Here is a 14,412-nt window from a genome sequence, read left to right as displayed (position 1 = left end):
TGGGCTTCTTTCATTTACAGTTCAGAGAACTCTGGCGCATAGTCTATGCGTCCGGAGCGTCCAGCACATTGACCTTCGACCAACTCTGCGACTCGAAATGCACCTTTAGGGACATCCCAAGCACATTCAAAGCCCATCTCGTCGCATGATTGAAAACCCTGGCGCGCGTAATAATCAGGATCGCCCAACACCACACACACTGGGTAGCCAAAATCACGCAGTGAATCAAAACCTTCTTTGATCAACTCTGCAGCGATGCCTTGGCGACGGTAATCTTCATGAACAGCTAATGGCGCTAGCCCTTGCCATGACAAATCTTCACCATTTAAGGTCACAGGGCTAAATAAAGCATGGCCTATCACCTCTCCCTCATCTGTACACGCGACTAAGGAAAGTGTGAATTTGCTGTTTTCGCGCAAACGCATCACAAGCTCAGCTTCAGCTTCCGTTGGGAAGGCGTGTTTCAATAAGCGGTCAATGGTAAGAATGTCCGCAGGGGCTTCAGTTCGAATAAGCATTCGCTACTCCGGTTGGTTGTGCAGGCGCTTGAACTCCTTTCTGAACAAAATCAGCCAATTGATTCAAAGCGACTTGTATTGCTTTCGGTAACTGCTCTAAGTCGACACTGTCCATTAAGTTTTTCACTTCTAAGCCAAGCTCAGTATCACCTTCAATTGAAAGGCGACGTTGGAAGAACAGTGTGTCAGGGTCTTCTTTACGACCAGCAATCAGTACTAGGTCGTTTAGATTACCACTAAAACTCACATCTTCCTGAACTGGTTTTTCAGCTACCACCAATTTTTCGTCTTGATAGCTGATGTACCATGCTAAGTTCAAGTCTTTAATCGCAACTTTTAACCACTTGTCTTCAAGGAACTCAAAGTCACCATCTTCCAAGGCTTCTTTAAACACCATTTTTAGCCCTTCCAGCAACGCTTTTTGCTGAATTGGCTGTGGAAATAACTGGACGGGAGAACGCAAAATATTAGCTGCGTTCTTTACTAGTTGACTGCGAATCTTGTTTAACACGTTCATTATCCGTTACTTTGTCATTAGGTTGCTTATATTAAGCAATCGTGGCGATGAGATTACTGTTATGTATCAATAAAGTGCTTATTTTAGATTGGTGGTTTATTGCTCACTAACGCTTCTTTTTTTGAACTTACGTGTATTATTGATGCGAACAGGTGGATAAACACTTTTACAACCGTATTTTCAAAGTTATAGTTATCTGAGCGTATCCATGTGATTGTCGACTGCACAGCTAAAACCGCGAGCCCTTTAATGGCAAGTAACACTTTAGCTTGGTGGTAGACCGCCGCAGGCTTATCAGGGTGTCGCTTTTTATACACGGACGAATAATCTGGCTCATTGGAGATCGGTAATACCCTAATGCCTTCCCAGCAATTAAAACATTGGTTTGCCACGCTAACCTCAAATAGCCCTTTCTTCTTTGCCATTCTTGATAAAAAACACAATTATCGAATGGTAAGTGACCGTTACTGCGATATCGCAGGTTTAAGTCATGAGGAAATCGTCGGCTTAAACGATTGCCAAGTGCTGGGTGAGCAGTTTTATAAGAAGCTTGCACCATACTATCAGCGCGCGTTCAAAGGGGCACATGTCGAAGCCGAAATCACGCTCGATGAAACCGACCTTGAAACCAGCCTTCACTTTAGTCTTTCGCCAGTTTTTGAAGGTAACGACATTCGCTTTGTTGTTTTTCACGCTGTCGATACTTCAGAAAAGCAGATACTCGTTCGCTCCTTAGAAGAGTCCGAAAGTAAGTTTGCGAAGTTAACACAACTGCTACCAGACGGCTTACTGCTTATCGAGGATGATATTGTCATCTCTGCGAACCCCGCATCAGCGCGCCTTCTCGGACTTAACTCTCCTCATGAATTGTTGGGTGAAGAGCTAAGTCGTTTATTCATCGATGAAAACAGTAAAAAGGTATTTAGTCATCGATTGAGTACATTAATTTCTGACAAACCTTTTGTCTGCTTAACCAGCGCAAGATGCGGCTTTGAACGGAAAGTTCAGCTACACGCGGATTCCACGGCGATATTAGGTAGCGAATCTCAAATTATCCTAATCCAAGATGCTGATGATGCGCCCAAAAACCTGTCTTCTGCATCGAATGAAGACATACACATTGACTCGCTCACCAAACTCTACAACCGCTTTGGCTTCACCAAACGTTTGGAACAGCTGATCAAAAAGCAAACACCGCTTCTGGTGTTCTATTTGGATATCGATAACTTCAAAAACATTAATGACTCACTTGGTCACCATATTGGCGATAAAGTGATTCAAGAGGTATCGGCCCGTCTTAAACGGTTACTGCCAAACCAAGCGATTATTGGTCATTTGGGTGGCGATGAGTTTGGCGTCATTCTGCCGGAGCCAGAAAACACCCGCATGGCTGAAATTTTGTCCGATCGCATTATCTCGTTGATCAACCAACCTTTCGACTTGCACCACTTCAGTAAACGCCTTGCGTGTTCAATTGGTAGCGTTCGATACCCTGAAGACGGACAAGATGCGCGAATCCTACTACAAAATGCCGATACTGCGATGTATGAAGCCAAAGATCGTGGTAGAAATCGTCTGATCAAATTTAACGATCAAATGAACAAAGAAGCGCGTATGCGTTTGTGGCTTGAAATCGAACTGCAAAAAGCATTGCAGCAGAACGGTTTGGAAGTGTGGTATCAACCTAAGGTTAACGCGCGAGACTTCAGTATCAACGGCGCAGAAGCGCTCGTTCGTTGGAAGCATCCAGTCGAAGGGTACATTAGTCCTGGCTCATTCATTCCTGTCGCCGAGCGCGCTGGGTTAATAGAACACCTTGGACGTGTCGTGATGCGTGATGTTTTCAATACGGTAAAACGTTGGAAGCAACAAGGCATACTGCCAGGCCGTGTCGCCATCAACCTCTCTCCCGAGCAATTTGGCAACCCACAGCTGATCGACTTTATGGAAAAGCTGCTTCGCACTACCGAGCTTGATCCAAGCTGCATTACCTTCGAGCTAACCGAAAGTGCCGTGATGAGTGATAGCGAACATACACTGCAAATGTTGAATGCGATTAAAAAGCTTGGCTTCGCTCTCTCTATCGATGACTTTGGTACCGGCTACTCTTCTCTTTCTTACTTAGCGCGTTTCCCTATTGACGAGCTAAAAATCGACCGCGCTTTTATTAATGATATCGACACACTACCGAAACAAGTCACTGTGATTGAAAACATCATTAACCTAGGTAAGTCGCTCGACTTAACTGTCGTTGCCGAGGGGGTGGAAACCCACCAGCAAGCGACCCTGCTCTCTAACCTTCAATGTAATGCGATTCAAGGATTCCATTTTTATCGCCCGCAGCCAAAACATGAAATTGAAGAGCTGTTTGTACAGAATCGTCGTCACAAGAACTAACCTCGACCCGATACCCTTACTCGCAAGGGGTAAATATCGACTTTATTGAGCTAAACCTAACTTAGGTCAATTTCGCTATTCATAATTCTTCATAAAATGCGGACACCTTTTTATTTTCAATGATTGTGAGCATATGGAACTCTTGTGTCCCGCGGGTAACCTGCCTGCGTTAAAAACTGCGATTGATTGCGGTGCCGATGCCGTCTACATTGGTTTCAAAGATGATACCAACGCCCGTCACTTTGCTGGCCTCAACTTTAACGGCAAGAAATTAGAAAAAGCGGTGCAATACGTTCATGACCGCAATAAAAAAATTCATGTCGCGTTGAATACCTTCGCTCATCCCAATGGCTTCGAGCGCTGGACGAACGCAGTAGACAATGCAGCGGCACTGGGTGTAGACGCGCTGATTGTTGCAGACATTGCAGTGCTGGAGTACGCGGCTCGCAAATATCCCGATCTGGAACTACACCTTTCAGTGCAAGCATCAGCGACCAACGTCGCAGCCATTGATTTTTACAAACAAAACTTCAACGTAAAACGGGTAGTACTACCTCGCGTTTTATCGATTCATCAGGTCAAACAGCTTTCGCGCAACATCACTAACGATGTCGAGTTAGAAGTCTTTGCTTTTGGTAGCCTTTGCATCATGTCTGAAGGTCGCTGCTACCTATCGTCTTACATGACAGGCGAGTCTCCAAACACTGTGGGAGCATGCTCTCCAGCTAAGTACGTTCGCTGGCAAGAAACAGAAAATGGTCTGGAATCCCGCCTTAACGACATTTTGATCGATCGCTACAGCACCGGTGAAAATGCGGGCTACCCTACCTTGTGTAAAGGTCGTTTCGAAGCTGAAATCGAAGGCGAGAAAAAACGCTACCACGCACTGGAAGAACCAACCAGTTTGAACACCCTCTCTATGCTGCCAGAACTATTTGCTGCAAATGTGGCTTCTGTAAAAATTGAAGGTCGCCAACGTAGCCCTGCTTACGTAGAACAAGTCACTCGAACATGGCGAGCCGCGATTGACCGTTACCAAGCAAACCCAGAAGCTTACCAAGTCGAAGCGTCTTGGGATGCCGCATTGGCAAACGTATCTGAAGGTACGCAGACCACACTTGGTGCTTATCACCGCAAATGGCAGTAGAGGTTAAGATGGATAATTCAATGAAATACGCGCTTGGCCCGCTGTTGTACTTCTGGCCAAAACAAGATATCGAAGCGTTTTATGAACAAGCGAAATCAAGCTCCGCGGACATCATCTATCTTGGGGAAACCGTATGTTCAAAACGTCGAGAAATGAAGCCTTCGCATTGGCTTGAAATCGCAAAAGAGCTGTCTGCATCTGGCAAGCAAGTGGTGCTATCAACAATGGCACTACTAGAAGCTCCGAGTGAAGTAAACATAATGAAGAAGTACATCGACAACGGTGACTTCGCGATTGAAGCAAATGACGTATCTGCTGTTCAATTGGCATCAGAGCATAAAGTGCCTTTCGTCGTTGGCCCTGCAATCAATACTTATAACGCACACACGCTCAACTTATTTTTGAAGCAAGGTATGATGCGTTGGTGCATGCCTGTCGAGCTATCTCGCGAATGGTTAAACGATACTTTAGTTCAGTGTGACGAGCTTGGTATTCGTAACAAGTTTGAAGTTGAGGTATTTAGCCACGGTTATTTGCCTTTAGCGTATTCCGCTCGCTGTTTCACAGCCCGAGCTGAAAACCGAGCGAAAGACGATTGCGAAACCTGCTGTATCAAATACCCTACGGGTATCCAGGTCAGCAGCCAAGAAGGGCAAGAAGTCTTTAACCTTAACGGCATTCAAACACAGTCAGGGTATTGCTACAACCTCATCAATGACTTACCTACTATGAAAGGGCTGGTTGATGTGGTCCGGTTAAGCCCTCTTGGTATCGACACTTTTTCAGAGTTAGAGCGTTTTCGCTCAAACGAATACGGCGATAATCCTGAAAAGCTCGAAAGCCGCCAATGCAATGGCTATTGGCATCAACTAGCGGGCTTAGAAGTAAAAACCATTTAATCCTTAAAGATAAAAGCGAGGCCTAGCCTCGCTTTTATCTGTTAGCTTTTGTTAGCAGGCTTGCACCCTTGGTTCGACAGAACTCTCATTAAGCAGCTTTTTCACATCTCGCCACAACATACTGATCACGACCAAACTCAATGCAATGTTAGACAATGGGAAAGCTAACCAAATACCTGTCACGCCGAAAAGTTTCGGCATAATGAATAAGAATGGCAACTGGACCAGCATGTTGCCTAGTGTTACAAACATAGCTTTGCTGCCTTTGTTTACTGATTGATAGTACGCGGCCGCCACAACTAAAAAACCATCTAAGAACAACGCAAACATGTGTAAACGAATCCCGATCACGGTGCTATCAATCAACTGTTGGTCAGCATTATTAAACACCGCAACCAGTTCGTACGGGAAAAGGTTCATCAAAACAACGAACGCCACCCCACCAAGCACAGATGTCCCCATCGCGACCTTTAATAACTTTCTGATGTTCTCCTGATTACGTGCACCGTGGTTGAAGCTCACTAAAGGCTGCATACCATTCGCAATTCCTTCTGCTATCAGATAGTAAACCGTCACGATGTACCCCAAAATGGCGTACGCTCCGATCAACATTGCACTTCCGTATTGAGCAAATAACGCGTTGTGCAGTGCCACCATCACAGAGCCGTAGGCGTACATAAAGAAACTTGATGTACCTATCATGATAATCTTTGGTGCAGCATCAACCTGAACTTTGAAGTCGCGGATACGAAGGCGTAATGTTGCTTTTGAAGTAAAGAAGTAACCAATACCGAGCACAGTGACCACTAATTGTGCAAGTGCAGTGGCAATAGCGGCTCCGGTTAACTCCCACTCCAACCAAGCAATAAATACGTAGTCTAATACAATGTTAATAACGGCACCGATGACCATCAAAATCGTTGCTAAGTTCGGGCTGTCGTCATTGCGTAATAAAAACGGAACTGCGATAGAACCCAACGTGAATACGCACGCGACAATCAGAATATGCAAATATTGCAGCGCAAGTTCAAACACTCGCCCTTCCGCACCTTGCCAGCGAATAAATTCATCCGAAAACAAGAACAATATTGTAGCAACGATCGGCATCAATGCCGCTAACAACGTCAATCCGGTCGTTAGGATTCGCTTAGCGCCTTCATGATCGTTCTCTCCTTGCTTGATCGAAGTCAGCGCGCCAGTCCCCACCCCAATCATCATTCCTATACCGAGGATCGAACCGATAATAGGCCACGCAACATTGATCCCAGCTAATCCGTCAGCGCCAACATAACGGCCAATAAAAATGCCATCAACTATTTGATACAAAGAGTAATCACATAAAAAAATTTGTTAGTTGGGTGGGTGAGTGGGTGAGTAAGCCCGTATTAGTTAGGGTTTAAATAAGAAGTCTCCTACTACCCCCCCAAAAAAGCCAACTAACAAAAAAAATTTTGTTAGTTCTCTATTCTTTGCTTCTCTCTTTACCTCATCCCTGTCTGTAAATATTGTATACCAGAAGTATTGGCACTTTCTGTTAGTGTTATTCTAGTACGACATTGGCACATGAATGTGCCAACACCATAAGTAAGTTTACTATTTCTGTTAGTTATCAATTAAACTGATTGAGCCATTACTGAGTGCAAGCACTCATTCGCTAGGCATCAATAACTTTCCTTGACAGCTTTTCTACTTCATCAATCAACAAACTAGATAAACTTACCTGTCTTTTATTAACTGCTGTTTCTGTAGTGATTGCTTCTCTCAATACCTTTTCACTGCCCAAAAAATACAGAGACTTTTCTGCTCTAGTAATTGCAGTGTAAACCCAAGAGTTATCCATAACTCGACTTCTAAAAAGTGGAACTATCACCTGTTCGAACTGACTTCCTTGAGCCTTATGTAACGTAATAGCATAAGCCAACTCCAAGTCATCAATATGATTATAAGTAACGTCAATTACAGCACCCGTATCTGTTTCGACCTTTACTATTGCTTTAACAAGATCATGATTACAGACCTCAATAATCTTACCTAAAGTGCCATTCTGAATATCAAGCTTGTAGTCATTTTTCGTAAAGATGACAGGATCATTAAGACGCAACCCAACATCCTCAAACTCACCATCAAATAAAAGAAACACCTTCTTACCGTATGGATTTTTAATTGCTTGGCAATGCTCATTGATTTCACGAGTCAACTTTCTGGTCGGAGTGATAATCTGACAATTTCCTCCCAATTCTAAATACAGCTCGACTGCTGAATCTACTAAGGAATCATAAGGTGTGCTCTTAAAGCTGATATTCTTAAAGGATAGGTTTTCAGGAATGATTTTTTTTCGGACTTGGTTTGAGTAAAAAGGAATTCCAGAAGATTCCTTTTGTCGCTGCACTACATCCAGCTTCACCGTACTAACAACATCACTTCGAACAATTTCGCTCAAGACCAACCCTGAACCAATCGGTGCTAACTGAGCGTCATCTCCAACAAATATAATTCTCGTAGATGGAGGTATCTTCATTATGAGACGGTACAAGCTAAGGATATCGACCATTGAAGTTTCATCGATAATTAAAAGTGTCGGCTTATCTGACTCAAATTCACTTTCATCAAGCATCGCTAACCTATGAATTGTATAAGTTGGCATATGAATCGATTCACTTAGCCTTTTCGTTGCTCGACCTGAAAGAGCTGTAGCAAATATTTTAAATCCAGAGTACCGATAAGCATCAACAATTGCTTTAAGAACTGTTGTTTTACCTGTGCCTGCACCGCCAGTAATGCAAAGCACTTTAGTCTCTAAGCTTCTTACTACTGCTTCCTCTTGCTTATAAGAGAGAGGGAAAGGTATGCCTTCTAAGGCTTTTCGGTGTGATTCATCAAATACGGTCAACCATTCATGTTTCTGAGATAACTTAGCAAGTCGCTTTGCTATGACTTTCTCCATAATGTAAGTACCAGTATTATGAATTCTTTCACTATTGGGATCGTAGTAGACAGCCAAAGAACTATGGGCATTAATAATAGCTTCTTCGGCTAAATCTTCATCGTTTGCAAGACTAGCGATCCGACTAAATAATATCGAAACATCAGCTACAGTATGTCCTTCAGAGCAATAGTCTCTCATCGCAGACTCAACCATTGCATTAAGCCTTCTCAGATCATCCTCTTCAATATCAAAGTACATCTGTGCAATATTGTCTGTTTCTTCAAATGACAGACCAAAATGCTGTAGTAAATAAGGGTTTTCTTTTACTTGCTCGACTGAGTTCGCTTTGTGGTATCTAAAAAGCCTTGCTTGAACTCGTGGTGGTATTTTCTTCTCAGCAAACCATGATGCGTAACGTAGGTTTTCGTATTTTCTATATCCAGCGATCAAAGCCTCAGCCGAATCTACGGTTAAAACCTTTTTTAGTGACGTTATATCTTTCTGAGAGAGGATTTCGAAAACTGTTCCACCAAAGGTATCAAAAAGCAACCTAGCCTTAGCCTCACCAATACCAACGAAATCTTTTTCTTTAGAGATAAAACCAATAAACTCTTCAGCAGTTTCAGGCAAGACAATTTTGATCTTGTACGGTTCAACAAAGCTCACTTCTGTCATTTCATACCCAGAGTCATCTTTGATTCGAACTTCAGGCTTACCTAGCAGTTCATAGATTTGTCCGACTCTCGGCTCCACCTCAAACTTACTTTCCGAGCAATAAATGGCAGCATATGATCTCGCTGATACTTTATTAGAGCGGTGACTACCTCTAACAAAAACACCATAGAACATATACTTATTGTCTCGGAGTGGGAATGCACTAGTAACACGCACATAGAATCTCAGATTTTCTTTCGATGACATCAAAGCACTCCCAATTCAGCAATAACCTCTTCTAACTCTTGATATCGCTCTAACTTTGCCTTAAGGACTAGAATTTCTTGCTGCGCTCGACTCAGTTGAGTTTCTAGTCTTTGAACTTCAGTAAAGCGTTTATTTCTTTTCGGGGTTGAAGCGATTTCTTGATCTGGTTTTGAAGTGACCGCTATAGGCAGTATTCCAATGCCTCTAAGAGAGTTTTCGAACTTTTCCAAATCTTTCACGATAACATCATTTTGGGTTAGAGCTGATTTGCCAATACCTGCGGCTTTAGCTACTTTAGTTCGATTTAACTTGCCACGATATACCATGCTTATTAGCATCGATTTGATTTCACGATTTAATTCCAATTCCTTATTATCCAGTAGCCCCTCATCAACAGAAGAAATCCACGCTCGAAACTTATCAATATTTTCTTCTTTCAATCCGTTAGACATACTACCTCCTAGAAGTATTCTCATTCAAAATGCGATAAACGGTTTGTCGGGATATCCCATACTGCCTGGCGATTTGAGCTTTTGGTATACGCTGTTCATTTAGAGCTATTACAGCTTTTCGTATATTGCTTGGTATTGAGGGACGACCAATTGGGTTGTCTGAACTTGTTGAGCTAACCTTTTGACATTCAGAAAGGAGGTAATTTTCAAATTTGGCAAATGAATCAAATAAACTGAGGCTAACTACTGATGAGTCCGTTTCATTTTCCGATAACGTTATATTTTCAGCAACGAAGACAATAGAAGCACCTTGAGAAAGGATTTGCTGAGAGCGATGATGCAAATCACTTAAGCTTGTAGCTAGCAAACTAAAAGACTCAACATAAACACTATCCCCACGCTCTAAAAAGCAAATACACTCGCTGAGAGCCTCACTGTTAGAGCCAGGCTTGGCTTTTACCTCTTCGATAAAAACTTTATCTAGCTCGATAGGTACTAGTTTTGATTGAATAGAGTGAATTTGCTCCATCCTACTCACTAAACCAATCTTTCTTGACATCCCCCCCCCTCACCAATATGTAATATTAAACTTAGTATTTTTGTTACAAAGTGTCAAAAAACCATTTTGTTACACATTTTATATTTACCGAAAGCACAAAAAAGCGAGGTTCGTTATTACAAATCTCGCCCTTGTTTTTACATGTCTTGCTAACGGCTCAAAACACAGCGAATCTTGATGAGTATCATCTTCCTGAATGAAAGTTGCATAACTTCACTATTTAGCATAAAAGTTTGAACTCTACACAACTCAATAGCTTACAATAAAAAACAAATTTCATTTTAATGTAACTTATTAAGGGATTTATATGCCTTTCAGCGAAATGATGAATGACACAATAGATATTATCAAAGCAAATGGTGAGCCAACAATTAAAGGGATAAAAGCCAGCGTTCAAGAAAAAATGACCTTTATTCATCGCTCTGATATTTTAATTGAATCAGGAGATCTCATTCAAAGAAGAGCTAGTAATGGAAGTATCTCAAACTACAAGGTAATAGATCCTGGTTTTCACGAATCTTTTGGTAGTATCAAGGCTCATTACCAAATCAAGCACCAAAACCTAAGCATTCAAGAAGCAGAAAAAATGATTCAAAGTATCACTTATAATTTTGGGTCAATCTCAGCAGAACAAATGCAAGTTGGTAACGAAAACACCCAAAACACCACGATCAATATTCAACAGCTTGTTGAAAAGGTAGCCTCCAGTGATGATATTGAAGCAAAAAACAAGCTAAAGCAGTTACTTGAAAACAGCACTGTTGCTAGCGTATTAGGAGCTAGTGTTTCTGGCTTATTGAGCATGCTATAAAAAGTAAAATCCGCATCTCTAAGTTAAGGTGAAGAAAGCATTATGGGGTATTTATATCTTACAATTGCGATAATTGCAGAAGTGATTGGAACAAGTGCTCTAAAAGCATCAGAAGGGTTCACCCAAACATTACCTAGCATTGTGGCAATTATTGGTTACGGAGTTGCTTTTTATTTTCTATCACTAGTACTAAAAGCCATTCCTGTTGGAGTTGCTTACGCTATATGGTCTGGGCTTGGGGTCGTTCTCGTTGCAATCGTAGGAACTGTTGTATTCAATCAAAAGTTAGATTTAGCAGTCATCATTGGGATGCTCTTGATTATTGCTGGAGTATTTGTAATGAACATATTTTCAACATCAGTAAAACACTAACCTGAAATGTAGTAACTCATACTCGACCTTGCATATCCGTTGGCTAGTCACGACTAGATCATACAGTGGAAGTGTTGGTATCGTAGCTAACAAATAGACAGAAGCGAGTTACGCGAAATCTGATAAGCCGCCTATCTCAGATTAGCAAAAGTATCTTGAAACCTTAAACGCTTGTTATATTTCGGTGCTTAAGACTCTATTTGAGACATCTGCTTTCCTCAGGCATTATTAACCTATATTAACAACCAATTGTAAAAAGTAGTCATGGCATTTGCTGACATTTCTGTTCCTGATGTCCTAATAATCGTAATCGTGGGCTTAGTTCAAGTATTAAGCATCGGATTCTTGACTAAAGGATATTTACCTAAAAAAGGCGAGCTACGTGCTCTAAGTGAAGAACAGTCTTTTCTAAGAGAGCAGCTTGCTCAAAACACAGAAGTAGTTGAAACAATTCGAGATGAGCTAGCTCAAAAAACTTGGGCTAAGCAGCAGCTATGGGAACCCAAAAAAGAAGCATATGACCAAGTTTGGGCAAATATGCTTGATATGAAAGAGTTTGTATCAGAACGACTTTCGATAGATGAAACTTACTATGAAATCTTTCTCAACTACTGTGGATTTGCTGGTAGCTTTGATGCTCATACCCCTGAGGACATTATAAATAGCTTCTATGAAAATGCAGAGATCGAAATAGCGCAGCAAAAAGACTGGTTTAACAAAACGTATAACACTGAGCAATATATAAAAGAACAAGATGCGAAGAAAAGCACATACATCCTAAATATGAAAAAGTGCTTGAAGAATATAGAATTACAGTCGTTATATTTATCACCAGAAGTCAGTAGAGTAGCTGATTTTCTTAAGGAGTTGATTTCAAAGCATTTTAAAGATAATTCATATACTTGGCACGTTTATGAACAGGAAGGACTGACCGAATCTGAGTGGTATGAACACATCATTTCAGAGTACAAAAAATTACTAAAATCAATAGATTCTGAAATGGAACATTTACGAATACTGGTTGAAAAAGAGCTATATATTTCCAAGAATTAATGACACCCGACAGGGATGATCAAAGAAATACAAAGCCCTGTTAAGGTGTGAGCAACGCTACCACCAGACCTAAACCATCTCGCTGTAAACACAAAACTCAACCTTGAACTAAAGGGAATCACTCTTAAATGCTTTGTTATACGTTTTTTCGTTCCACAGCCAACCTTCCTTTAGCACTAGCCTCTTTTTGTAAGAAATGCACTAATTTTTGAAAGTCAGGGGTAGATTTTAAGCTTCTACTTATAAACAACACATTACTGTCACTCGATGAATAAATTTCTTTAACACCACTATCAGATAGATTGCCTACCACTAAACTAAACCTCAGGCCAGGTATATGAAACACAACATGTTGATAGCCATCATGACTTTTCACTGTTGGGAATGCCATAACTGGATAGGTAACATCCTGATTGTCTACATAAACAGCTAAAAACAAATCTAAAGAGCTATCTTTAGCAGTACCATTTAGCAAAAATTCTGAGAAGCAGTTCATATAGTTATGTCGAATAATGCCACTAGTTTTCGGCATGCCATAATGACTCCACTCTGTTACCGACATTCGCCAAGCAATACTAACGGCAAAATACATAAAGTGGCTTGCAGTTTTGACATTTGGGGGGAGAAACCAAGTCTCCTCATTATAGTTTGCGAATTTTTTAAATTTAGTGATTTTTGTAGCAAGCTTAAAACCGTTACGACGAGCAATAAGTGGGAGTACTGCATCTTCACCAAACTTAGAAAGTTTTGATTCGCAACTAGCACAAAGCAAGTGCTTTTTTGCTTGCTTAGATGTATATGCTGCGCTTTTATCTCGACCCGAGACCCACACCATATTTTGCCCATCACTCGGAAATCCTTGGCTTATCACGCGATAGATAGACTTAGGCATGAAATGGCTATCTAATAGCCTGCCTTTTTTCCGACATAAGGAGCAAGTCCCATTCATGATAACTCCTAAAACGTATAACGCCGCGTTAAGTGGTGAGCAACGCAGACCACCACACCGAAACCATTGTTCCGTAAGTACTAAAGCTAAATAAAACCGAGAATGCCGAGCGTTGGGAATCCGTCTTAAACGCTTTGTTAGCCATCATTTCGCTTTATCTTTGCAACGCTGTCACGCGCATTCGTTAACTTTAATATTTCCAAAGAAAAAACCATGTTAAGGAGAAAGCGCCCTGACCTTAGGGTATTGCATGTGTCCTCTTGAGGTATGTTATGGTGCTTATTAGTAGCTTGTACTGCGTCGATATATAGATTTTTAAGTTCAGGGTTATGTGCAAACATAGCTTCTAGCTGATCCCTAATCGGTCCATCATCGAGACTTAAGGGAGTTGAGCTATGGGCAAATACATTTCTCAGCTTTCGAAATGTATTGAACATTAACTGCTGTTTGCTCGTAATTAGTCCCAACCTATACGAAATTTCTATTTTTGAAGAGAAAGTTCCTAGCGAACCATTATGCTCAAAAATAGGGTCTCTTTTCTTATCGCTATCAACTAGCTTTTCTTTTATTAGGTTTTCTAGTGCTACATCAATCATGGAAGCCGCAATAAGCACTGCACCACGATCGCTTTCACCTTTTAATATATCTACAACTTGACCATAATCTTTCATTAAAACTCCATAATTGACACACTGATAGCTAACGCCGCGTTAAGGGGGACAGGCACGTACTACAAAAGCTACCGCATAGCAACTTAATCACTGAACCCAACGCAAACTGAAAATGTCACGCGTGCCAAATCCCTCTTAAACGCTTTGTATGGATAATAAGTACTCCAATCGGGTAAGGTGAGACCCAGACTTTAGCTGCAACTAAAGTTCTTCTATCTGG

The 14,412-nt window shown here is 41.4% G+C and carries 13 protein-coding genes and 1 pseudogene; 6 read left to right on the top strand and 8 right to left on the bottom strand.

Features of this window, described 5'->3' with window-relative positions; genetic code table 11:
- Positions 1 to 14 precede the first annotated feature (14 nt).
- Positions 15 to 518: a GNAT family N-acetyltransferase gene (locus R7041_RS08995; protein ID WP_005380119.1), complete on the bottom strand. Its 504-nt coding sequence runs from the start codon at positions 516 to 518 to the stop codon at positions 15 to 17.
- A complete protein-coding gene (locus R7041_RS08990) occupies positions 502 to 1,029 on the bottom strand; it encodes a ubiquinone anaerobic biosynthesis accessory factor UbiT (protein ID WP_064369109.1) in 528 nt (175 codons plus the stop codon). The genes R7041_RS08995 and R7041_RS08990 overlap by 17 nt, the downstream gene beginning before the upstream one ends.
- Before the next feature lie 363 nt (positions 1,030 to 1,392).
- On the opposite strand from R7041_RS08990, the gene R7041_RS08985 reads away from it, so the two are divergent.
- The 3 genes from R7041_RS08985 (at position 1,393) to R7041_RS08975 (ending at position 5,478) form a co-directional block, all read left to right on the top strand.
- Entirely contained in the window at positions 1,393 to 3,432 is a 2,040-nt protein-coding gene (locus R7041_RS08985; RefSeq protein WP_005380112.1) for a bifunctional diguanylate cyclase/phosphodiesterase, read from the top strand.
- A gap of 133 nt (positions 3,433 to 3,565) precedes the next feature.
- A complete protein-coding gene (locus R7041_RS08980; RefSeq protein ID WP_062730458.1) occupies positions 3,566 to 4,579 on the top strand; it encodes a ubiquinone anaerobic biosynthesis protein UbiU in 1,014 nt (337 codons plus the stop codon).
- Between the two features lie 20 nt (positions 4,580 to 4,599).
- A complete protein-coding gene (locus R7041_RS08975) occupies positions 4,600 to 5,478 on the top strand; it encodes a U32 family peptidase (RefSeq protein WP_021034024.1) in 879 nt (292 codons plus the stop codon).
- A gap of 51 nt (positions 5,479 to 5,529) precedes the next feature.
- Here the strand turns inward: R7041_RS08975 and R7041_RS08970 are convergent.
- The 4 genes and pseudogenes from R7041_RS08970 to R7041_RS08955 all read right to left on the bottom strand — a co-directional run.
- A pseudogene (locus tag R7041_RS08970) lies at positions 5,530 to 6,804 on the bottom strand (MATE family efflux transporter); the annotation flags it as partial.
- 328 nt (positions 6,805 to 7,132) lie between these two features.
- Positions 7,133 to 9,325, bottom strand: a complete 2,193-nt coding sequence (locus R7041_RS08965) for an AAA family ATPase (RefSeq protein WP_065274797.1) — start codon at positions 9,323 to 9,325, stop codon at positions 7,133 to 7,135.
- Positions 9,325 to 9,777 carry a VPA1267 family protein gene (locus R7041_RS08960; RefSeq protein WP_065274798.1) on the bottom strand — a complete coding sequence of 151 codons (453 nt, stop codon included), beginning with the start codon at positions 9,775 to 9,777 and terminating at the stop codon, positions 9,325 to 9,327. The genes R7041_RS08965 and R7041_RS08960 overlap by 1 nt, the downstream gene beginning before the upstream one ends.
- Before the next feature lies 1 nt (position 9,778).
- Positions 9,779 to 10,336 (bottom strand): recombinase family protein, encoded by a 558-nt coding sequence (locus R7041_RS08955; protein WP_065274799.1) that lies wholly within the window; start codon positions 10,334 to 10,336, stop codon positions 9,779 to 9,781.
- A gap of 307 nt (positions 10,337 to 10,643) precedes the next feature.
- Between R7041_RS08955 and R7041_RS08950 the strand changes: the two genes are divergently transcribed.
- The 3 genes from R7041_RS08950 to R7041_RS08940 all read left to right on the top strand — a co-directional run bounded on the left by R7041_RS08950 (position 10,644) and on the right by R7041_RS08940 (position 12,572).
- Positions 10,644 to 11,147 carry a hypothetical protein gene (locus R7041_RS08950; protein ID WP_258512733.1) on the top strand — a complete coding sequence of 168 codons (504 nt, stop codon included), beginning with the start codon at positions 10,644 to 10,646 and terminating at the stop codon, positions 11,145 to 11,147.
- A 39-nt stretch (positions 11,148 to 11,186) separates the two neighbouring features.
- Complete coding sequence (locus R7041_RS08945; RefSeq protein ID WP_162780835.1) at positions 11,187 to 11,519, top strand: DMT family transporter; 333 nt, start codon at positions 11,187 to 11,189, stop codon at positions 11,517 to 11,519.
- Positions 11,520 to 11,783: 264 nt separating this feature from the next.
- On the top strand, positions 11,784 to 12,572 hold the full coding sequence (locus R7041_RS08940; RefSeq protein WP_065274802.1) for a hypothetical protein: 789 nt from the start codon (positions 11,784 to 11,786) through the stop codon (positions 12,570 to 12,572).
- Between the two features lie 136 nt (positions 12,573 to 12,708).
- Here R7041_RS08940 and R7041_RS08935 read toward each other — a convergent pair whose 3' ends face one another.
- Both R7041_RS08935 and R7041_RS08930 read right to left on the bottom strand, forming a co-directional pair.
- On the bottom strand, positions 12,709 to 13,521 hold the full coding sequence (locus R7041_RS08935; protein ID WP_065274803.1) for a hypothetical protein: 813 nt from the start codon (positions 13,519 to 13,521) through the stop codon (positions 12,709 to 12,711).
- Between the two features lie 137 nt (positions 13,522 to 13,658).
- Entirely contained in the window at positions 13,659 to 14,192 is a 534-nt protein-coding gene (locus tag R7041_RS08930) for a DUF4145 domain-containing protein (RefSeq protein ID WP_065274804.1), read from the bottom strand.
- Positions 14,193 to 14,412 lie beyond the last annotated feature (220 nt).

Origin of the sequence: Vibrio sp. 1751 (assembly GCF_033339895.1) — a bacterium.
Classification (GTDB): Bacteria; Pseudomonadota; Gammaproteobacteria; order Enterobacterales; family Vibrionaceae; genus Vibrio; species Vibrio alginolyticus.
Note: the sequence above shows the minus strand (reverse complement) of the source record. Positions and strands in the feature narration are given on the sequence as shown.

What these genes read in the sequence shown, in the direction of transcription:
- R7041_RS08995 (WP_005380119.1), bottom strand. Translation starts at nt 518, where the DNA reads ATGCTTATTCGAACTGAAGCCCCTGCGGACATTCTTACCATTGACCGC.
- R7041_RS08985 (WP_005380112.1), top strand. Translation starts at nt 1,393, where the DNA reads ATGCCTTCCCAGCAATTAAAACATTGGTTTGCCACGCTAACCTCAAAT.
- R7041_RS08980 (WP_062730458.1), top strand. Translation starts at nt 3,566, where the DNA reads ATGGAACTCTTGTGTCCCGCGGGTAACCTGCCTGCGTTAAAAACTGCG.
- R7041_RS08975 (WP_021034024.1), top strand. Translation starts at nt 4,600, where the DNA reads ATGAAATACGCGCTTGGCCCGCTGTTGTACTTCTGGCCAAAACAAGAT.
- R7041_RS08965 (WP_065274797.1), bottom strand. Translation starts at nt 9,325, where the DNA reads ATGTCATCGAAAGAAAATCTGAGATTCTATGTGCGTGTTACTAGTGCA.
- R7041_RS08960 (WP_065274798.1), bottom strand. Translation starts at nt 9,777, where the DNA reads ATGTCTAACGGATTGAAAGAAGAAAATATTGATAAGTTTCGAGCGTGG.
- R7041_RS08955 (WP_065274799.1), bottom strand. Translation starts at nt 10,336, where the DNA reads ATGTCAAGAAAGATTGGTTTAGTGAGTAGGATGGAGCAAATTCACTCT.
- R7041_RS08950 (WP_258512733.1), top strand. Translation starts at nt 10,644, where the DNA reads ATGCCTTTCAGCGAAATGATGAATGACACAATAGATATTATCAAAGCA.
- R7041_RS08940 (WP_065274802.1), top strand. Translation starts at nt 11,784, where the DNA reads ATGGCATTTGCTGACATTTCTGTTCCTGATGTCCTAATAATCGTAATC.
- R7041_RS08935 (WP_065274803.1), bottom strand. Translation starts at nt 13,521, where the DNA reads ATGAATGGGACTTGCTCCTTATGTCGGAAAAAAGGCAGGCTATTAGAT.
- R7041_RS08930 (WP_065274804.1), bottom strand. Translation starts at nt 14,192, where the DNA reads ATGAAAGATTATGGTCAAGTTGTAGATATATTAAAAGGTGAAAGCGAT.